Origin of the sequence: Agromyces mariniharenae, from assembly GCF_008122505.1 — a bacterium.
Lineage (GTDB): Bacteria > Actinomycetota > Actinomycetes > Actinomycetales > Microbacteriaceae > Agromyces > Agromyces mariniharenae.
This window is the reverse complement of sequence record NZ_VSSB01000001.1, coordinates 2,641,641-2,660,980: the sequence shown is the minus strand read 5'-3', so window position 1 is coordinate 2,660,980 and position 19,340 is coordinate 2,641,641. Positions and strand designations below refer to the sequence as shown.

15 protein-coding genes are annotated in these 19,340 nt (G+C 70.5%); 6 read left to right on the top strand and 9 right to left on the bottom strand.

The window, feature by feature from the left end; translation table 11 throughout:
• Positions 1-252: 252 nt before the first annotated feature.
• On the top strand, positions 253-2,127 hold the full coding sequence (locus FYC51_RS12345; protein WP_148733875.1) for a prealbumin-like fold domain-containing protein: 1,875 nt from the start codon (positions 253-255) through the stop codon (positions 2,125-2,127).
• A 451-nt stretch (positions 2,128-2,578) separates the two neighbouring features.
• Entirely contained in the window at positions 2,579-3,826 is a 1,248-nt protein-coding gene (locus FYC51_RS12340; protein WP_148733874.1) for an MSCRAMM family protein, read from the top strand.
• Between the two features lie 147 nt (positions 3,827-3,973).
• Here the strand turns inward: FYC51_RS12340 and sucD are convergent, their stop codons facing one another.
• A complete protein-coding gene (gene sucD, locus FYC51_RS12335) occupies positions 3,974-4,876 on the bottom strand; it encodes a succinate--CoA ligase subunit alpha (protein WP_148733873.1) in 903 nt (300 codons plus the stop codon).
• A gap of 15 nt (positions 4,877-4,891) precedes the next feature.
• A complete protein-coding gene (gene sucC, locus FYC51_RS12330) occupies positions 4,892-6,058 on the bottom strand; it encodes an ADP-forming succinate--CoA ligase subunit beta (RefSeq protein ID WP_148733872.1) in 1,167 nt (388 codons plus the stop codon).
• A gap of 280 nt (positions 6,059-6,338) precedes the next feature.
• Here sucC and FYC51_RS12325 point away from each other — a divergent pair, with 280 nt between their 5' ends.
• Both FYC51_RS12325 and FYC51_RS12320 read left to right on the top strand, forming a co-directional pair.
• Positions 6,339-7,058, top strand: a complete 720-nt coding sequence (locus FYC51_RS12325; protein WP_148733871.1) for a VIT1/CCC1 transporter family protein — start codon at positions 6,339-6,341, stop codon at positions 7,056-7,058.
• A gap of 2 nt (positions 7,059-7,060) precedes the next feature.
• Entirely contained in the window at positions 7,061-7,927 is an 867-nt protein-coding gene (locus FYC51_RS12320) for a DUF72 domain-containing protein (RefSeq protein WP_148733870.1), read from the top strand.
• Between the two features lie 103 nt (positions 7,928-8,030).
• Here the strand turns inward: FYC51_RS12320 and FYC51_RS12315 are convergent, their stop codons facing one another.
• Together FYC51_RS12315 and FYC51_RS12310 are read right to left on the bottom strand one after the other, a co-directional pair.
• Positions 8,031-10,526 carry an ATP-dependent helicase gene (locus FYC51_RS12315; RefSeq protein WP_148733869.1) on the bottom strand — a complete coding sequence of 832 codons (2,496 nt, stop codon included), beginning with the start codon at positions 10,524-10,526 and terminating at the stop codon, positions 8,031-8,033.
• Positions 10,527-10,603: 77 nt separating this feature from the next.
• Positions 10,604-11,638, bottom strand: a complete 1,035-nt coding sequence (locus FYC51_RS12310; protein ID WP_148733868.1) for a glycerophosphodiester phosphodiesterase family protein — start codon at positions 11,636-11,638, stop codon at positions 10,604-10,606.
• Between the two features lie 155 nt (positions 11,639-11,793).
• Here FYC51_RS12310 and FYC51_RS12305 point away from each other — a divergent pair, with 155 nt between their 5' ends.
• Positions 11,794-12,597 (top strand): Bax inhibitor-1/YccA family protein, encoded by an 804-nt coding sequence (locus tag FYC51_RS12305; RefSeq protein ID WP_148733867.1) that lies wholly within the window; start codon positions 11,794-11,796, stop codon positions 12,595-12,597.
• Positions 12,598-12,750: 153 nt separating this feature from the next.
• On the opposite strand, the gene FYC51_RS12300 is transcribed toward FYC51_RS12305, so the two are convergent.
• The 4 genes from FYC51_RS12300 to FYC51_RS12285 all read right to left on the bottom strand — a co-directional run bounded on the left by FYC51_RS12300 (position 12,751) and on the right by FYC51_RS12285 (position 17,002).
• Positions 12,751-13,701, bottom strand: coding sequence for an L-lactate dehydrogenase (locus FYC51_RS12300; RefSeq protein WP_148733866.1), 951 nt, complete (start codon positions 13,699-13,701; stop codon positions 12,751-12,753).
• Between the two features lie 210 nt (positions 13,702-13,911).
• Complete coding sequence (gene guaA, locus FYC51_RS12295) at positions 13,912-15,507, bottom strand: glutamine-hydrolyzing GMP synthase (protein ID WP_148733865.1); 1,596 nt, start codon at positions 15,505-15,507, stop codon at positions 13,912-13,914.
• A complete protein-coding gene (locus FYC51_RS12290) occupies positions 15,504-15,986 on the bottom strand; it encodes a DUF3817 domain-containing protein (RefSeq protein ID WP_148733864.1) in 483 nt (160 codons plus the stop codon). Before FYC51_RS12290 ends, guaA begins: the two co-directional genes overlap by 4 nt.
• Positions 15,987-16,075: 89 nt before the next feature.
• On the bottom strand, positions 16,076-17,002 hold the full coding sequence (locus FYC51_RS12285) for a S1C family serine protease (RefSeq protein ID WP_238476317.1): 927 nt from the start codon (positions 17,000-17,002) through the stop codon (positions 16,076-16,078).
• A 136-nt stretch (positions 17,003-17,138) separates the two neighbouring features.
• Here FYC51_RS12285 and FYC51_RS12280 point away from each other — a divergent pair, with 136 nt between their 5' ends.
• Complete coding sequence (locus tag FYC51_RS12280) at positions 17,139-18,515, top strand: metallopeptidase domain-containing protein (RefSeq protein WP_148733863.1); 1,377 nt, start codon at positions 17,139-17,141, stop codon at positions 18,513-18,515.
• A gap of 40 nt (positions 18,516-18,555) precedes the next feature.
• Here the strand turns inward: FYC51_RS12280 and FYC51_RS12275 are convergent, their stop codons facing one another.
• Positions 18,556-19,329 (bottom strand): SURF1 family protein, encoded by a 774-nt coding sequence (locus FYC51_RS12275; protein WP_187432607.1) that lies wholly within the window; start codon positions 19,327-19,329, stop codon positions 18,556-18,558.
• Positions 19,330-19,340: the final 11 nt, after the last annotated feature.

The following is a 19,340-nucleotide window of genomic DNA, read 5'->3' as shown; positions in this document are numbered from 1 at the left end:
GTCGCTGGACGCGCCGACGACGGAAACCCGTTCCCGCCCATCGCCCCGCAGGGGACCGTCCGGCTCGCCCGAACCGGATGAACCTGGAACACCCCGGAGGCGAAGATGCCTTTCACGAAACCCGTACGTTCCGGCGACCTCGACTGTCCGCCCCGACGCAAACGGGGTAGCGCCCTCGTCGCACTGGGTGGGGCGGCCGCCCTCGTCCTGACCGGCGTCCTGGCTACGCCCGCGCAGGCCAACCACCCCGAAGTGAGCCTGCTCGGCAGCCACTTCGAGATCGACACCGACGCGAACCTCCGCGTAGACGACCCGGCGCCGCCTTCACTCGACTGGGCCAACGTCAGCGAGATCCGAAAAGCCGACGCGCCGAGCGGCTCCGGCGACGACTCGTTCGGCCAGGGCTCGAAGGAGGACACGGCCGTTCCGACCGTGGTGGACGGCAGCATCCCGCCGAACAAGAGCGACCTGCTCAACTTCGGCACGTACTTCGAATCGACGCCGGCCGGCGACTTCCTGCATATGTTCTGGCACCGCGTCCAGGAGCCCTCGGGCACCACGAACATGGACTTCGAGTTCAACCAGTCCGATGTGGTGTCCGCCAACGGGGTCACGCCCGTTCGGACAGCCGGCGACCTGCTGATCCAGTACGACCTAGCGCAGGGCGGCACCAACCCGCAGCTGTTCCTGTCGCTCTGGGTCGCCTCGGGTCCGGGAAGCCAATGCGAGGCGTCGAACAGCACGCCCTGCTGGGGAACCCGAGTCAGCCTGAGCGCAGCCGGTGACGCGACGGGATCGATCAACACGAGCGCCATCCCGGCCGCCCAATCCGACGGACTGGGCAACGTGTCGGCACGCACGTTCGGTGAAGCGAGCGTCGACTTCTCGGCGATCGTCGGCGACGACGAGTGCATCTCGTTCGGCAGCGCCTACCTGAAGAGCCGTTCTTCGGACTCCTTCACGGCGGCGCTGAAGGACTTCATCGCACCCGCACCGACCGACCTGAACAACTGCGCGAAGGTGATCATCCGCAAGGTGACCGATCCGGCCGAAGACCCCGCGGTCACGATGTTCGACTACACCACCGCCTTCGAGACGGAGACCGAGGTCAACCCGACCTTCAGCCTCGGCGACGGCGGCGTCCAGGAGTACGACAACGTGTTCCTCGGCACCGGCCTGACCGTCAGCGAGGACCCACCGCCCACCGGCTGGGACTTCGACAACGTCAACTGCTCGGCGAGCACCGGGGTGACGCCCTCGATCGTCGGTCCCTTGGTGACGTTCGACCTCGATGACAACACGGACGTGCTCGACTGCACGTACACGAACATCGCGCGCGGCGTGATCATCGTCGAGAAGATCACCGATGACGGCTTCGGCGCGTTCGAGTTCACCTCGGGCACGCTGTCGCCCAGCCCGTTCACGCTGACCACGACGGCCGCAGGGGATGCCGGCAAGGACTCGGAGACCTTCTCCGACCTGCCGCCCGGCACCTACGACGTCGACGAGACGGTTCCCGCGAACTGGAATCTCGTGAGCGCGACGTGTGACGACGGTTCGGATCCGTCGGCGATCGGCCTCTCTGCTGGAGAGACCGTCACCTGCACCTTCCACGACGCACGCGAGCGCGGCGCGATCCTCATCTCGAAGATCGCGAAGCACGCGGCGGCGGCGGGTGGCGAGATGCCGCACGCAGGCGTCACCTTCACGGTCACCGGCGGTGAGCTGGCGGCCGGCGGCGTGACCGCCGTGACGGACGCGAACGGCGAGGCCTGCGTGGCAGGGCTCGTGGTGAGCGCCCTGGTCGGCACCTACACGGTCACCGAGACGGTGCCCAGCGGATACCACGTGGTCTCGGCCAACCCCCAGACCGCGTTCGTGAGCGAGAGCGAGGCCGACTGCGATCCGATCACACCGGGCGCCAGCGTCGCGTTCGAGAACATGCCGCTGACCAACCTGACGGTGTCGGTCGACTCGCAGATCGTGGGCGGAACCTCGTCGACGATCGAGTGCGTGCCCGGCCTGCCCGACCCGGACTTCACCACTCCGGCGAGCGGCGACGGCTCGCTGTCGCTGAACGACCTCGACCCGCAGACGGTGGTGTGCACCATCGTCATCGACCCGTGACGGAGGTGAGTCGCGACCGAACTGATTCGCAACTGAAGCAGGGCCCCGCCGGCACCGTCGGCGGGGCCCTGGTCGACTCCACTGGCCCGTTCGGTAACCCCCGGTTTGGGGACATGAGCTTTGCTCAGCAACACTTACCGGCCAGCCGCCCCGGGTGTAACGTGCGGAATGGCGTGAGATACCCCCTACGGCGCGATGCACGCCCGGTGACGACCTACCCACGTCGCTGGACGCGCCGACGACGGGAACCCGATCCCGCCCCGTCGCCCCGCAGAGGACCGTCCGGCCCGCCCGGACCGGACGAACTGCGAACCGGGAGGCGATGATGCCCCTCACAACCCGAATCCGAACGCCCGAAGAACGAGTCGCGTTCCGCAAGCGATGTCTACGCCTGGCCGCAGCCGGCGGCTTCGCGGCACTCGTCGGTGCCACCCTCGTCGCGGGCCCCGCCATGGCGTCCCACCCCGAGGTGAGCCTGCCCGGCAGCGACTTCGAGATCGACAGCGACGCCAACCTGAAGGTCGACGACCCCGCGCCGTCGATCGACTGGGCGAGCGTCAGCGAGGTCCGCAAGGCCGATGCGCCGAGCGGTTCCGGCGACGACTCGTTCGGCCAGGGCTCGAAGGAGGACACCGCCGTTCCGTCGGTGGTCGACGGCAGCATCCCGCCGAACAAGAGCGACCTGCTGAACTTCGGCCTGTACCTCGAGGAGGCGGCGGCCGGTGACTTCCTGCACCTCTTCTGGCATCGCGTCCAGGAGCCGAGCGGCACGACCAACATGGACTTCGAGTTCAACAAGTCCGAGACACTGTCGGCCAACGGCGTCACACCCGTGCGCACCGCCGGCGACCTGCTGATCCAGTACGACCTGGCGCAGGGCGGCACCAACCCGCAGCTGTTCCTCTCGACTTGGGTCGCCTCGGGTCCGGGAAGCCAGTGCCAGGCGTCGAACTCCACTCCGTGTTGGGGGGTCCGGGTCAACCTCACCGCCGCTGGTGATGCGACCGGCTCGATCAACACGTCCGCCATCCCGGCGGCCGAGTCCGACGGACTGGGTCCCGTCTCCGCGCGGACCTTCGGCGAAGCCACCGTGGACTTCGACGTGCTCGGTGGAGAAGGCTGCGTGGCGTTCGGCAGCGCGTACCTGAAGAGCCGGTCCTCCGACTCGTTCACCGCAGCGCTGAAGGACTTCATCGCCCCGACCGCGACCGGCCTCAACAACTGCGGCGCCCTCGCGATCGAGAAGACGAAGAAGCACGCGGCCGACGGCCCCGGTGACCACCCGCACGCCGGTGTCGTGTTCTCGGTGACTGGTGGGGACCTCCCCGCCGGCACGACCGTCACGACCGACGCGAACGGCGAGGCCTGCATCCCCGATATCACCGCCGGCAGCTACAGCGTGACCGAGACGGTGCCGACGGGCTACGCGGTGACCTCCGCCAACCCGCAGACCGGAACCGTGGTCGAGGACACCGACTGCGACACCGCCACGCCCGTCGTGTTCACCAACATGCCGTTGACGGACATCACGGTGAGCGTGAACTCGCAGATCGACGGCGGCACCGCGTCGACGATCGACTGCGACGCCGCAGCCGACCCGCCGTTCGACGCCACCACCGGTGCGAATGGCGACGGATCGTTCACGAAGAGCAACCTGCAGCCGGGCACCTACGTGTGCACGGTCGTGATCGACCCGTGAGGTAGCACCGAGGTGGCGGATGCGACCCCCCGAACGTCCGCCACCAAGGGGAGGAGCCCCGCAGGCCATGGCCATGCGGGGCTCCGTTCCGTTCGACTGCGGGCGGCGGTGAGGCCGCGGCATCCGCTCGTGGACGCGCGCTCGCGACTACAGCGCCGCGTACACCTCGCGCAGCAGCTGCGCCGTCTCGGACGGCGTCTTGCCGACCTTGACGCCGGCGGCCTCGAGGGCCTCCTTCTTCGCCTGCGCGGTGCCGGCCGAGCCCGACACGATGGCGCCGGCGTGGCCCATGGTCTTGCCCTCGGGCGCCGTGAAGCCGGCGACGTAGCCGACGACGGGCTTGGTGACGTTGGCCTTGATGAAGTCGGCCGCGCGCTCCTCGGCGTCGCCGCCGATCTCGCCGATCATCACGATCGCCTTGGTCTCGGGGTCGGCCTCGAACGCGGCGAGCGCGTCGATGTGGGTGGTGCCGATGATCGGGTCGCCGCCGATGCCGATGGCGGTCGAGAAGCCGAGGTCGCGCAGCTCGTACATCATCTGGTACGTCAGGGTGCCCGACTTCGAGACGAGGCCGATCGGGCCCTTGCCGGTGATGTTCGCGGGGGTGATGCCGACGAGCGACTCTCCGGGGCTGATGATGCCGGGGCAGTTCGGGCCGATGATGCGGGTCTTGTCGCCCTGCTCCTTGGCGTACGCCCAGAATTCGGCCGAGTCCTGCACGGGCACGCCCTCGGTGATGATGACGAGGAGCGGGATCTCGGCGTCGATGGCCTCGATCACGGCGTCCTTCGTGAAGGCCGGCGGCACGAAGGCGATCGAGACGTCCGCGCCCGTCGCCTCGATGGCCTCGGTCACCGACGCGAACACGGGCAGCTCGACGTCGTTGCCGTCCTTGTCCTTGTGCAGCACCGTGGTGCCCGCCTTGCGGGCGTTCACGCCGCCGACCACCTGGGTGCCCGCCGCGAGCATGCGCGCGGTGTGCTTCGAGCCCTCGCCGCCGGTGATGCCCTGGACGATGACCTTGTTGTCCTTGTTGAGGAAGATCGTCATTTTGTCTCGAGTCCCTTACTGCGCGTTCGCCAGCTCGGCGGCCTTGTCGGCGCCCTGGTCCATGTTGTCGGCGAGGGTGACGAGCGGGTGCGCCGCCTCCTCAAGGATGCGACGGCCTTCGGCCACGTTGTTGCCGTCGAGGCGCACGACGAGCGGCTTGTTCGCGCTCGAGCCGAGCTCGGCGAGTGCGCCGACGATGCCCTTCGCGACCTGGTCGCACGCCGTGATGCCGCCGAAGACGTTCACGAACACGGCCTTGACCTGCGGGTCGCCGAGGATGATCGAGAGGCCGTTGGCCATGACCTCGGCCGACGCACCGCCGCCGATGTCGAGGAAGTTGGCGGGCTTCACGCCGCCGTGGTTCTCGCCGGCGTAGGCGACCACGTCGAGCGTCGACATGACGAGGCCCGCGCCGTTGCCGATGATGCCGACCTCGCCGTCGAGCTTGACGTAGTTGAGGTCGAGCGCCTTGGCCTGCGCCTCGAGCGGGTCGGCCGCGGCCTTGTCCTCGAGCAGGGCGTGGCCCGCGTGGCGGAACTCGGCGTTCTCGTCGAGCGTGACCTTGCCGTCGAGGGCGATGATGTTCCCGTCCTCATCGAGGATGAGCGGGTTGACCTCGACGAGCGTCGCGTCCTCGCTGTCGTACACGTCGTAGAGCTTGACGAACACGTCGGCGACCTTGTCGACCAGCTCGGCCGGGAAGTTCGCGGCCTCGGCGATCTCGCGCGCCTTGGTGGGGGTGATGCCCGTGCCGGGGTCGACCTCGACGCGCGCGAGCGCCTCGGGCTTCTCGACCGCGAGCTGCTCGATCTCCATGCCGCCCTCGACACTGGTGAGCGAGAGGTACGAGCGGTTGGCGCGGTCGAGGAGCACCGAGAAGTAGAACTCCTGCGCGATCTTCGCGCCCGCGGCGACCATGACGCGCTTGACGACGTGGCCCTTGATGTCGAGCCCGAGGATCGCCTTCGCGGCCTCCTCCGCCTCGTCGGGGGTCCTGGCGACCTTGACGCCGCCGGCCTTGCCACGACCGCCCGTCTTCACCTGGGCCTTGACCACGACGACGCCGCCGAGCTGCTCGGCGGCCTTGCGCACGTCTTCGGGGGTGTCGGCGACGATGCCGGCGAGCACCGGCACCCCGTACTTCTCGAAGAGGTCTCTGGCCTGGTACTCGTAAAGATCCACGCTCTGCTTCCAATCGGTCCGCGCGTGATCGCGCAGGGATGGTGGGATGAGAGGCCCGGCCAAGATTGTCTCGACGTCGAGAATTCTCTCGATATCGAGATAGCGGGCCGACGACCATCGTACTCCCCCGTCGTGGGGCGTCCGAACCGGGATGCCGGGTTCCCGGACATGCAGCGGCGGCATCCGATGGCCTCGACGGCGAGCGGATGCCGCGGCGAGCACGCGTGAGGACAGGCTCGCCATGCTGGCGGGGCCGCGACGCCGCTGGGAGACTTGCGGAATGGTCGACCCCGTGGAACCGATCCATCGCACCGATCCGCACGACGGATCGGTGCACGCGAAGCTCAACTGGCTGCGCGCCGGCGTGCTCGGCGCGAACGACGGCATCGTCTCGGTCGCGGCCCTCGTGGTCGGCGTCGCCGCAGCCACGACCGACGTCGCCGCGATCCTCATCGCGGGCGTCGCCGCCGTGCTGGCCGGCGCGATCTCGATGGGGCTCGGCGAGTACGTCTCGGTCTCGAGCCAGCGCGACACCGAGCGCGCGCTCATCGCCAAGGAGCGCTGGGAGCTGGAGAACATGCCGTCGCAGGAGCTCGCCGAGCTCACGGCCCTCTACCGCGCGAAGGGCCTCTCGGCCGAGACCGCCGAGCTCGTCGCCGGCGAGCTGACGGCGCACGATGCGCTCGCGGCCCACCTCGAGACCGAGCTGCACATCTCGCAGGACGACGTGGTGAACCCCTGGCACGCGGCTTGGGCCTCCGCGCTGGCGTTCCTCATCGGCGCGGTGCTGCCCATGCTCGCGATCCTGCTGCCGCCGCCCGAGTGGCGCGTCGCCACGACCTTCGTCGCGGTGCTCGTCGCGCTCGCGATCACGGGCTGGCTCTCGGCGTGGATCGGCGGCAGCCCGCGGGGCCGGGCCGTGCTGCGCGTGGTCATCGGCGGGGCGCTCGCCCTGGTGGTCACGTGGGTCATCGGCGCGCTCCTCGGGACCGCCGTGTAGCCATGGCCGAGGCGCGGGTCGGCATCTCGGGCTGGGTCTACCCGAACTGGCGCCGGAGCTTCTACCCGCAGGGACTCCGCCAGGCCGATGAGCTCGCCTACGCGGCCGAGCGGATGACGTCGATCGAGGTCAACGGCTCGTTCTACTCGCTGCAGAAGCCCGCGAACTGGGTGCGCTGGCGCGACGCCACGCCCGACGGGTTCGTCTTCGCCGTGAAGGGCCCGCGCTTCATCACGCACCTCAAGCGGCTGGCGGACGTCGAGGCGCCGCTCGCGAACTTCTTCGCCTCTGGCGTGCTCGCGCTCGGGCCGAAGCTCGGTCCGGTGCTCTGGCAGCTGCCGCCGAACCTCGGGCTCGACCCCGCGGTCGCCGACCGGTTCCTCGGGCTGCTGCCGCACACGACGACGGATGCCGCAGCGCTCGCGGCCGGGCACGATGAACGGATGTCGGGCCGGTCGTGGTTCGACGCGGCGGCGATCGCGGAGCGCCCGCTGCGTCATGCGATCGAGGTGCGGCATCCCGAGTTCGAGGACCGACAGGAGGAGTGGGCCGACCTGCTCGCCGGGCACGGCGTGGCCTCCGTCACGGCGGACACCGCGGGCCGCTACCCGCGCATCGACCGCACGACCGCGGACTTCGCCTACGCGCGCCTGCACGGCGAGGAGGAGCTGTACGCGTCGGGCTACGACGACGCGTCGCTCGACCGCTGGGCGGCCTGGACGCGCGCCCACCTCGACGCGGGTCGCGACGCGTTCCTCTACTTCGACAACGACATCAAGGTGCGGGCGCCGTTCGACGCGATGGGGCTCATCGCGCGGTTGCCGCGGCCGGAGGCGCTTCCATCGGCGCCGCCGTCGCCGGCCGGCTGATCGCGCAGCTCCCTCGGGGGAATCCCACTGCCGCGGCGGAATCCCCGTACGGCGGGATTCCGCCGCACGAGCGGGATTCCGCCGGCCGGCCCCGCAGACCCGCTCAGAGCTTCTCGATGGGCGCGATCTTGATCAGGAGCTTCTTCTGCCCCGCGGTGTCGAACGCCACGTGCGCGATGCGCTTCGTGCCTTCGCCGGTGACCTGGGTCACGCGACCCTCGCCGAAGTCGACGTGCCGGATGCGGTCGCCGGCCTCGAGCGTGAGGTCGCCGTTGTCGCGCACGGTGCCGGTGACCCGGTTGGCCCACTCGGCCTTCGGCGCGGCGCTCTTCAGCACGCTGAACTTCTCGAGGTCGCGGTCGCGCGTGCCCCACGCGCCGCCTGGGCGGCGGGCGTTGAGCGCACGGGGCTGCGTGCCCCCGCGCGACGTGGCCATGCCCGGCGACTGCCGCCAGTCGATGAGCCCCTCGGGGATCTCCTGCAGGTAGCGCGACGGCATCGCCACGGCGACCTCGCCGAACTGGGCGCGGCTCATCGCGAGCGAGAGGAAGAGGCGTTTGCGGGCGCGAGTGATGCCGACGTAGAACAGGCGGCGTTCCTCGGCGGGTCCTCCGGGCTCGGATGCCGACATCTGGTGCGGCAGCAGGCCCTCCTCGAGCCCGGTGAGGAACACCGCGTGGTACTCGAGGCCCTTGGCGGTGTGCAGCGTCATGAGCGAGACGGTGCCCGATGCGTCGTCGATCTCGTCGGCGGCCGCGACGAGCGAGACCTGCGTGAGGAAGTCGACGAGCGTCGCCCCGGGATTCTCGCGGTCGAAGTCGCGGGTCTGCGCGACGAGCTCCTCGACGTTCTCGGCCCTGGTCTCGTCTTGCGGGTCGCGGCTGTTGCGCAGCGCGTCGATGAGGCCCGAGCTCTCGAGCAGGAACACGAGCACGTCGGACACCGGCTTCGCGCCCTCGTTGGTGCCCTCGGCCACGCCGCGCGACGACGGCACGAGCATGGCGGCGGCCTCGTCGAGCACGCGGGCGAGCGCGAGGATGGCCCCCGTGACCTTCGGGCCGAGGCCGAGCGCGTCGGCGTTGCGCATCGCCTCGCGGAACGAGATGCCGTTCTGCTCGGCGAAGCTCGCGAGCGCGGTCTCGGTGGCGGGCCCGATGCCCCGCTTCGGGGTGTTCAGGATGCGGCGCAGCGCGAGCTCGTCGAGCGGGTTCGCCACCGAGATGAGGTACGCCATCGCGTCCTTGATCTCGGCGCGCTCATAGAACTTCGTGCCGCCGACGACGCGATACGGCAGGGCCGAGCGTACGAAGATCTCCTCCAGCGCACGCGTCTGCGCGTTGGTGCGGTAGAACACGGCGATGTCGCGGTACGCGATGCCGGCGCGGTGCAGCGACTCGATCTCGTCGGCGACGAACTGCGCCTCGTCGTGCGCCGTGTAACCGGTGTAGCCGGTGATCAGCTCGCCGTCGCCGACGGCCGTCCACAGCTTCTTGTCTTTCCTATCGAAGTTGTTGGAGATGACGGCGTTCGCGGCCGAGAGGATGTTCTGCGTCGACCGGTAGTTCTGCTCGAGCAGCACGACCTTCGCACCGGGGAAGTCGCGCTCGAACTCCACGATGTTGCGGATGTCGGCGCCGCGGAACGCGTAGATGGACTGGTCGGAGTCGCCGACGACCGTGAGGCTGGCGCCGGGGATGCCGCCCGAGGCATCCGTCAGCGCGGCCACGTTCACGCCGTGGCCCTCCATCTCGTGAACGCGGTCGGCCGGGATCGACTGGGTGAGCTCGCGGATGAGCGCGTACTGGGCGTGGTTCGTGTCCTGGTACTCGTCGACGAGGATGTGCCGGAACCGCCGCTGGTAGAGCGATGCGACCTTCGGGAACGCGCGGAACAGGTAGACGGTCTCGGCGATGAGGTCGTCGAAGTCGAGGGCGCTCGCCTCGCGCAGCCGACGCGTGTACTGCCGGAAGATCTCGACGAACATGACCTCGTTGGGGTCGTTCGTGTTGGCGTTGCGCGCGTAGGTCTCGACGTCGGCGAGCTCGTTCTTCAGCCGCGAGATCTTCGCCTGCGCGCTCGCGGGCGTGAAGCCCATGGTGTCGGCGTCGAGCTCCTTGATGATGCGCTTCAGCACCGTGCGGGTGTCGGCGGAGTCGTAGATCGTGAACGTGGACGAGAGCCCGAGCGACTCGGCCTCGCGACGCAGGATTCGCACGCACGCCGAGTGGAACGTCGAGATCCACATGCCGCCGGCGGCCTCGCCGAGCAGCGCCTCGACGCGCTCGCGCATCTCGGCGGCGGCCTTGTTCGTGAACGTGATGGCGAGGATCTGGCTCGGCCACGCCTCGCGGCTCTGGATGAGGCTCGCGATGCGGTGCGTGAGCACGCGCGTCTTGCCCGATCCGGCGCCCGCGACGATGAGCAGCGCCGGCCCGCGGTACTCCACGGCCTCGCGCTGCTCGGGGTTGAGCCCGTCGGTGAGGCGGTCTCCGCCGGCAGGGGGCATCGTGCCGGACGGAGCGGCGGTGGACGGTGGGGCGGACGCGGGCGGCGCCTCGCGCCAGCCGGCCGGGTCGTCGGGGTCGAGGATCAGCGTCATGTCCCGTCAAGTCTAGGCGCGGCATCCGACAGCCGGCCCTGCGGCGGGCGCGCGATGCGGCCACCGGCGCCGCGGCCTCACGCCACGCCGGATGCCGCCCGCCGGGCCTCCACGCCGAGGTCGGGGTGGTCGACGAAGATGCCGTCGATGCCCGTGCCGATCACCTCGCGGAACTCCCCCATCCAGTCGCCGAACGCCGACCGCGCGGCGCCGCGGCGGAAGCCCGTGGCGAGGAACCGGTTCTCGGGCCGCAGCGTCCACGTGTAGACGACGAGTCCCGCCGAGTGTGCGGCGTCGACGAGGTCGGAGCCGGTGAGCGACGCCGGCTTGCGCCACGGGCCGACGAGTCGCGCCTTGCCGACGCTGACCCCGTCGACCCGCCCGGCGAGGCCGAGCAGCCCGGCCTCGGTCATGTACTGGTCGTAGCTCGGCGCGCCGCGACCCTGCGCGAGCACCACGTCCACGGGCGACCCCGTCGCCTCGACGAGGAAGACCCGCGGTCCACGGATGCCGCGCGCCCCGAGCCGGGCGAGCACGTCGAGCTCGAACGCCTCCATGATGAGCCGGTCGTCGCCGCGGCCCCACCCCGCGTCGTCGAGCTCGGCCGCGAACAGCTCGTCGAGCGGCAGGCCGAGCGCCGCGAAGTGGGACGCGTGCTTGAACTCCGCGACCATGCGGATGAGCCGGCGCTGCTCATCGGCGGCCGTGTCGATGAGCCCGAACAGGTCGCGCAACCGGATCACGGGATAGCGATCGTCGAAGCTCGCGCTCGCCTGGCGCAGGGCGCCGAGCCGCTCGCGGGCACGCAGGGTCGACAGCTCCGCCCACGTGAAGTCCTCGGTGAACCAGCCCGTGAGCGGCTTGCCGTCGACCTCGCGCGTGGTGCGCTTCGCGGCGAACTCGGGCCGCGTCGCGACATCCGTCGTGCCCGAGATCTCGTTCTCGTGCCGCAGCACGAGCACGCCGTCGCGGGTCGACACGATGTCGGGCTCCACCGCGTCGGCGCCGAGGGCGAACGCCAGTTCGTAGGCCGAGCGGGTGTGCTCGGGGCGGTAGCCCGACGCGCCGCGGTGCCCGATCACGAGCGGGCGGGCGCCGGAGTCGTGCAGCATTCGCCCAGCGTAGCCACGTCCCGAGCGGGCACACGGGAATCCACGCAAGATTCCCTGCGTTGTCACGGAGAGCACCGGTAGATTGGTGCACGGCACGGATGCCGCATCCGGTCGCCGCCCCCAGCATCGACGACAGCCGAAAGCAGAGGAACCTCATGGCTCTCGACAATCCCGCGTTCTCGCGGAATTCCGCCTTCTCGCAGCAGGGAGCCCAGTCCGTCGCACAAGACGTGTCGGCGCAGCAGCTCCAGGCGATGTACGACCAGCCCGCGACGCTGCCCGACCGCGAGGTCATGACGGTCGAGAACACCGTCGCGAAGACGGCCGGCGCGTTCGGCGTGCTCGTCGTCTTCGCCGCCGCCGGCTGGATGATCACCCCGGCCGCGCCGTGGGTGTTCTGGGTCGCGTCGCTCGTCGGCTTCGTGCTGGCGCTCGTCAACATCTTCAAGAAGGAGCCCTCGCCGGCGCTCATCCTCGCCTACGCCGCGGCGCAGGGCGTCTTCCTGGGCGGCATCTCGCTCATGTTCGAGACCCAGTGGTCGGGCATCGTCGCGCAGGCGGTCATCGGCACGCTGGCCGTCGTGGGCGTGACGCTCGCACTGTTCGCGACCGGCAAGATCCGCGCCTCGAAGCGAGCCACGAAGGTCTTCCTCATCGCGATGGTCGGCTACCTCGTGTTCTCGCTCGTCAACGTGATCCTCATGTGGACCGGCGTGAACGACGACCCGTGGGGCCTCCGCGGGGTCGAGATCGCCGGCATCCCGCTCGGCCTGATCATCGGCGTGCTCGTGATCCTGCTCGGCGCCTACTCGCTCGTGCTCGACTTCGACATGATCCAGCAGGGCGTGCGCAACCGCGCCCCCAAGAAGTACGGCTGGACCGGCGCCTTCGGCATCATGGTCACCGTCATCTGGCTCTACCTCGAGATCCTGCGCTTCCTCGCCATCGCGCGGGACTAGCGGAAGCCTCGACACTCGGACGGCCGCCCCTCGGGGCGGCCGTTCCGCGTTTCAGGCCGACGACGCGCAAGCCCCACCCTTCCATCGGATGCCGCATCGGGAGCCTGCATCGCTAGCGACGGAGCACTCCGGCCGCGATCGGGAGGCCGAGGATCACGCGCCGCGGCCGATCGAGCCGAGCGACGCGCGAAGAGCGTCGGCAGAGGCGCGCAGCAGCCCTTCCTCGTCGGCGGAGAACGGCACGCCCTCGAGCGGGAACGCGCCGTCGCCACCGACCAGGCACGGCACCGAGAGCGCGATGCCGTCGATCCCGTGCTGGCCCGAGAGCACGGTGCTCACCGGCAGCACGGCCTGCTCGTCGTCGAGCACCGCCTCCACGATGCGGGCGCCGGCGAGCCCGATCGCCGAATTCGTCGCGCCCTTGCCTCGGATGACCGTGTAGGCGGCGTTGCGCACCTCGTGCGCGATCTCGTCGAGCTCCGCGAGCGAGAACGACTCGCCGCCGTGCCAATCGAGGATCGGCACCGGGCCGATGCGCGCGTTCGACCAGAGCGGGAACTCCGTGTCGCCGTGCTCCCCCACGATGTCGGCGTGCACGCTCGACGTCGCGACGCCGGCACGCCGAGCCAGCAGCCAGCGCAGCCGGGAGGTGTCGAGCACAGTGCCCGAGCCGATGACCCGATTCGCAGGCAGGCCCGTGATGCGCTGCGCGACGACCGTGAGCACGTCCACGGGGTTCGTGACGAGCAGGAACACCGCGTCGGGCGCCCGCTCCTGCAGGTTCGGCAGCAGCTGCTCGAGGATGCGCACGTTCGTGTCGGCGAGCTCGAGGCGCGACTGCCCCGGATGCTGCTTGGCGCCCGCCGTGATCACGACGACGTGCGAGCCTTCGACCACGGCGAGGTCGTCGCCACCCGACACCCGGGCGTCGGTGAACTGCGTGCCGTGCGCCAGGTCGAGCACCTCGGCCTGCACCTTCTCGGCCGCGATGTCGTACAGCGCCACCTCGCTGGCCGATCCACGGATGAGCGCGGCGTACGCGAGGCTGGCGCCCACGCTTCCGGCTCCGACGACGGTGAGCTTCGAGTTCTCCACGACCGGCATGGGCCCATCCTGCCAGTGGTGCGCGGTCACGCGTCGACGTGTGGTCGTGCGGTCGCGCGTCGACTCGCATCGTCGCGCCATCCGCCGCCTGCCCGACTGGGTCGCACTCGATCGACTCGCGCTCACGGCCCTCGTCTCGACTTCGCGAGTCGAAGGACGAAGGGCGCAGACCGCATGGTCCGCGCCCTTTACGCGGCGAGCCCGCGCCCCCTACTCCCATTCGATGGTGCCCGGCGGCTTCGACGTGACGTCGAGCACGACACGGTTCACCTCGCGCACCTCGTTGGTGATGCGGTTCGAGATGCGCGCGAGCACGTCGTAGGGCAGGCGGGTCCAGTCGGCGGTCATCGCGTCCTCCGACGAGACGGGACGCAGCACGATCGGGTGCCCGTAGGTGCGGCCGTCGCCCTGCACGCCCACCGAGCGCACGTCGGCGAGCAGCACGACCGGGCACTGCCAGATCTCCTGGTCGAGGCCCGCGGCGGTGAGCTCCTCGCGCGCGATCGCGTCGGCCTGGCGCAGCACCTCGAGGCGATCGCGAGTGACCTCCCCGACGATGCGGATGCCGAGGCCCGGACCCGGGAACGGCTGGCGTCCCACGATCGCCTCGGGCAGCCCGAGCTCGCGGCCGATGGCGCGCACCTCGTCCTTGAAGAGCGTGCGCAGCGGCTCGACGAGCTCGAACTGCAGGTCCTCGGGCAGGCCGCCCACGTTGTGGTGGCTCTTGATGTTCGCGGTGCCCGTGCCGCCGCCCGACTCGACGACGTCAGGGTAGAGCGTGCCCTGCACGAGGAACCGGATCGGCTCCCCGTCGGCCGCCGCCTCGGCGATGAGGTCGCGCTCGGCCTGCTCGAAGGCGCGGATGAACTCGCGGCCGATGATCTTGCGCTTCTCCTCGGGGTCGGTCACCCCGGCGAGCGCGTCGAGGAACGTGTCGACCGCGTCGATCGTCACGAGCCGGACGCCGGTCGCCTCGACGTAGTCCTGCTGCACCTGCTCGCGCTCGCCCTGCCGCAGCAGGCCGTGGTCGACGAACACCGCGGTGAGCTGGTCGCCGACGGCCCGCTGCACGAGCGCGGTGGAGACGGCCGAGTCGACCCCGCCCGAGAGCGCCGAGATCACGCGCGACGACCCCACCTGCGCGCGGATGCGCTCGACCTGCTCGGCGATGACGTTGTCGGGGTTCCAGTCGGCGGGGATGCCGGCCGCCCGGTGCAGGAAGTTCTCGAGCACGCGCTGGCCGAACTCGGAGTGCTTCACCTCGGGGTGCCACTGCACGCCGTAGAGCGACCGCTCGTCGTTCGCGAAGGCCGCGACGGGCGTCGTCGCCGTGGAGGCGAGCACCTCGAAGCCCTCGGGCGCCCGCGACACCGAGTCGCCGTGGCTCATCCACACGATCTGCGCCTCGGGTTGGCCCGACAGCAGCGCGTTGTCGTCGTCGGTGCGCGCGGTGACGGCGGTCGAGCCGTACTCGCGGTGGCCGGTGTGCGCGACCTCGCCGCCGAGCTGCTGCGCCATGACCTGGAAGCCGTAGCAGATGCCGAGCGTCGGCACGCCGAGCTGCAGGATGCCCTCGTCGAGCGCCGGCGCGCCCTCCTCGTAGACCGACGACGGTCCGCCCGAGAGCACGATGCCGACCGGGTTCTTCGCGCGCACCTCCTCGGCCGTGATGGTGTGCGGCACGATCTCCGAGTAGACGGATGCCTCGCGCACGCGCCGCGCGATCAGCTGGGCGTACTGCGCCCCGAAGTCGACGACGAGGACGGGACGCTGCTCGGTGGGCTGCTCGGGGGTCGCGTCGGTCACTGCTGGGCCTCCATGGAGTCGGCGGGGTCGGTCGCGGCATCCGTGGCGGCACCCGGTGCGACGGATGCCTCGGACTCGCGTCGTGCGAGGTACGCGCGCACCTCGCGGCCGATGCGGGCCTCGAGGATGAACGAGAGGAACGGGATGACGCCGCCGAGCGCGATGACGATGAACCGCATGAACGGCCAGCGCATGAGGCTCCACAGGCGGAAGTCGCTGAACAGGTACACGACGTAGAACCAGCCGTGCACGATGAGGATGCCGGTCGACAGGTTGACCGCCGTCACGGTGTCGGTCGGCACGAACGCGAGGAAGCCGTCAGGGCCGCCGAGCTCGAGCTCGAGCCCGAACGCGTACTTCATGAGCATCTCGGCGCACAGGGCGAGCAGCAGCACACCGGTGATGATCGCGGCGACCTGGTAGAAGCGGAGCGCCCCGCGAATGCGCGGCAGATCGGCGAGTTTCGGCTCGAGGGGCATGCGAACAGTCTACGTGGCGCATACGGCGGCGGTCGTCGAGTAGCGCCGCCGAAGCCGACGCGTATCGAGACGCAACGGGGTGCCAGTGCCTACGACGCGTCGACGAGCTCCCGCGGCACGACGAACACGTCGACGAGCGCACCGTTGCGCCACACGGTCATCTCGACCTGGCGGTCGATCGCGTCCTCCACCATGAGCCGCTGGATGGACGTCGACGTCACGACGTCGTTGCCGTCGAGCGACACGACGATGTCGCCGCGGTGGATGTCCGCCAGGTCGGCCGGGCTGTCGGGTGCGACGCCGGCGACCTGCAGGCCGGTCGGCGAGCCGATGCGCGCCGCGAGCTCTGGGGCCAGCTGCACCCTGGTGCCGACGATGCCGAGCCACGCCCGGCGCACGCGGCCGGCGCGCGTGAGCGTGGCGATGATGTCGCGCGTCGCCCGGTTGATCGGCACGGCGAGTCCGAGGCCGATGCCCGCGACCGCGGTGTTCACCCCGACCATGCGACCCGCGCCGTCGGCGAGCACGCCACCGGAGTTGCCGGGGTTCAGCGCGGCATCCGTCTGGATGACCTCGTCGATGACCCGCCCCGAGGCGGTCGGCAGCGACCGGCCGAGGTTCGACACGATGCCGGCCGTGACGCTGCCGGCGAGCCCCATCGGATTGCCGAGCGCGACCACGAGCTGGCCGACCCGGAGGCCGGCGGCGTCGCCGAGCTCGACCGGCGCGGGCACCGCCGCCCGCGCGCGGAGCACCGCGAGGTCGGAGAGCACGTCGCGCCCGATCACGTCGACCATGACCGACGTGCCGTCGGCGAAGGTGGCCTCGGCCGATCGCGCTCCCGACACCACATGCGCGCTCGTGAGCAGCACGCCGTCGGTCGAGATCACGCTCGCACTGCCTGCGCCCTCGCCGCGCGAGGTGCGCACCGCGAGGCTCGCGACGCTCGGCAGCACGGATGCCGCGACCCGCGTCACCACGGCCGAGTACGCGTCGAGGGGGTCTGCTTCGTCCACACGTCGATCATCCGCCCGTGGCGGGTGCGCGCGGGCGGCGTTCGCCCCGGGCGGAACGGGATGTCGGCCCCGAACGGGGTGTCGCCCGCTCCAGTCGACATCGGTACGCTCGGAGGCGACCCGAGGCAGGAGCATCATGCGCTCACGCATCGTCGCGGTGTCGGCCACGCTCACGCTGGCCGCCTCATTCGTCCTCTTCCTCACGCCGGCGGCTCTCGCGCAACCGGCGGCGACGTCCGAGCTCCCGATCGCGGACTGCAAGCTCGAGAGCGTGGGTGTGGGCACCTTCAACGAGGGCTTCGCACGCGATCTCCGAGCCGCGACCCCGACGGGCACTCTCACGGCTCAGGTCGTCTTCGTCGAGTTCCCCGATCTGGCACTCGGCGCGCCGGGGAACGCATCGCTGGAAGCGGTTCGCCAGGGTATCGCCGAGACGGAAGAGCGACTCGAGACGCTCTCCGAGGGGCGGCTGGAGGTCGACGTCCTCGAGCAGAACGATCCCGTCATGATGCCGAAGAACACCACCGAGTACCCGGCCACTGAGGATGACGTCTTCGGCCCCGCATGGATGCCGTTCGTGGTCGACGCGGTCACCGCTGCCGGTGATTCGATCGACTTCGCGGTGTCCGAAGTGGTCTGGCTCTTCTTCCCGTGGGCGGACCCCCTCCCGACTCGGGCCGGAGCCGACAACGTGGTCTACCTTCCGGAAGGCGGTCCGCCGGTCGATCGCGCCGTCACCCTCCCCATGGTCGAACAGGACCTCCGCGCCACCCTCGTCCACGAAACAGGGCACACGTTCGGGCTTCCGGACCTGTACGACACCACGCGAGAGCTTCCCCAGGCACAGTACGTGAGCGACTTGGACCTCATGGGTCTGGCCTCGGGCGGTGAATTCTTCAGCTGGCATCGCTGGCGGCTGGGCTGGATGGACGACTCCCAGGTTCGCTGCATCGCCCCGGGCGGCGGTGTGCCGGACGTGACGATCGGCGCCCTGACGAGAGACGGGCCGACACTGGCGGTCGTGATTCCCACGTCCGAGCGTCGGGCGCTGGTCATCGAGTCACGTCGGCCGGATCGATTCGATGCGACGATCAGTGGAGGAGTAGTGGTCTACATCGTCTCGTCCGACGTGACGACGGGTCACGGGCCGGTGCGCATCGCAGCGAAGGACGGAACGGCACCGCCCACGTTCTACGCCGATTTCGAACGCGCACCCCTCGCTGCGGGCGAGCGATACACGGACACGATCTCGAGCACCCGGATCACGGTGATGGGCGCGTCGGAGTGGAGCGACACCGTCCGGATCGCCGCGACCACGGACGCCACCCCACCGCCGACCGAGCCGGGGAGCCCGACGGAGCCGGCGGCCGCCCCGGCGCACGGCTCGGCGCCGATGCTCCCGCCGACGGGTTCCGATGCGGCGAGCGCACTGGCGCTGCCGGCTGGACTGCTCGTGGCCGGTGCGCTCGTCGTGGCCATCGGGAGGCACCGGCGACGATCGGATCACGCGTGATCCGGCTCGGAAGCCGACCTCGACGAGGGAGCTCGGAAAGCTAGCGCGACACGGAGTCGGACGTCTCGGCCTCGGCCTCCGCCGCGTCGCGCTCGCGCTCGACCGCGTCGCGCACGAGCCGGTACCAGAGGAAGATCGCGAACCCGGCGAACACGACCCACTCGACGGCGTAGAAGACGTTGAGCCAGTTGAGCTCCACGGACTCCTCGGGCGGCGGTGAGGAGATCGCCTCGAGCCCGGCGGCCGGCTCGGTCGCCGTCACGTAGCCGAAGTACACCGGCCGATCGTCGTAGTCCGCCCAGACGTTGATGAGCTGCGCCACCGCGACGGTCTGCATCGCGTTCGGGTCGGCCTCGTCGTCGGGCGTCATCGGCGCCTCGCTCGGCAGGAAGCGTCCGACCACGGTGGCCTCGTCGCCCGCCCGGGCGTCGAAGCGGTCGGCGGCCTCCTGCGCGGCCTCGAGGTCGGGCGCCCAGCCGAGGGCGACGGGCAGGCCGCCGGGCGCGGCATCCGTCACCTCGAGATGCGCCACCGGCCAGTAGCCGGCGACCCCGTCGTTGAGCCGACCCTCGACGATGACCGTGTCGCCGGGCACGAACCTGCCCGTCACCTCGACGCGCTGGCCGGTCGCGGCCTGCTCGGTGGGCCCGTCGGGCTGGGCGACGTCGGCGAGCGGGCGCACCTCCTCGGTCGGCCGTTCCTGCACCACGGCCTGCTCGACCGCGCGCTCGAGCTGCCACTGGCCGAGCAGCGCGAAGCCCGCGGCGATGCCGAGGGCGAGGAGGAGCGCGAGCACCCACCGGGGGCGCAGCATCATCTGGAGCA

What these genes read in the sequence shown, in the direction of transcription:
- FYC51_RS12340 (WP_148733874.1), top strand. Translation starts at nt 2,579, where the DNA reads ATGGCGTCCCACCCCGAGGTGAGCCTGCCCGGCAGCGACTTCGAGATC.
- sucD (WP_148733873.1), bottom strand. Translation starts at nt 4,876, where the DNA reads ATGACGATCTTCCTCAACAAGGACAACAAGGTCATCGTCCAGGGCATC.
- FYC51_RS12325 (WP_148733871.1), top strand. Translation starts at nt 6,339, where the DNA reads ATGGTCGACCCCGTGGAACCGATCCATCGCACCGATCCGCACGACGGA.
- FYC51_RS12320 (WP_148733870.1), top strand. Translation starts at nt 7,061, where the DNA reads ATGGCCGAGGCGCGGGTCGGCATCTCGGGCTGGGTCTACCCGAACTGG.
- FYC51_RS12315 (WP_148733869.1), bottom strand. Translation starts at nt 10,526, where the DNA reads ATGACGCTGATCCTCGACCCCGACGACCCGGCCGGCTGGCGCGAGGCG.
- FYC51_RS12310 (WP_148733868.1), bottom strand. Translation starts at nt 11,638, where the DNA reads ATGCTGCACGACTCCGGCGCCCGCCCGCTCGTGATCGGGCACCGCGGC.
- FYC51_RS12305 (WP_148733867.1), top strand. Translation starts at nt 11,794, where the DNA reads ATGGCTCTCGACAATCCCGCGTTCTCGCGGAATTCCGCCTTCTCGCAG.
- FYC51_RS12300 (WP_148733866.1), bottom strand. Translation starts at nt 13,701, where the DNA reads ATGCCGGTCGTGGAGAACTCGAAGCTCACCGTCGTCGGAGCCGGAAGC.
- FYC51_RS12290 (WP_148733864.1), bottom strand. Translation starts at nt 15,986, where the DNA reads ATGCCCCTCGAGCCGAAACTCGCCGATCTGCCGCGCATTCGCGGGGCG.
- FYC51_RS12280 (WP_148733863.1), top strand. Translation starts at nt 17,139, where the DNA reads ATGCGCTCACGCATCGTCGCGGTGTCGGCCACGCTCACGCTGGCCGCC.
- FYC51_RS12275 (WP_187432607.1), bottom strand. Translation starts at nt 19,329, where the DNA reads ATGCTGCGCCCCCGGTGGGTGCTCGCGCTCCTCCTCGCCCTCGGCATC.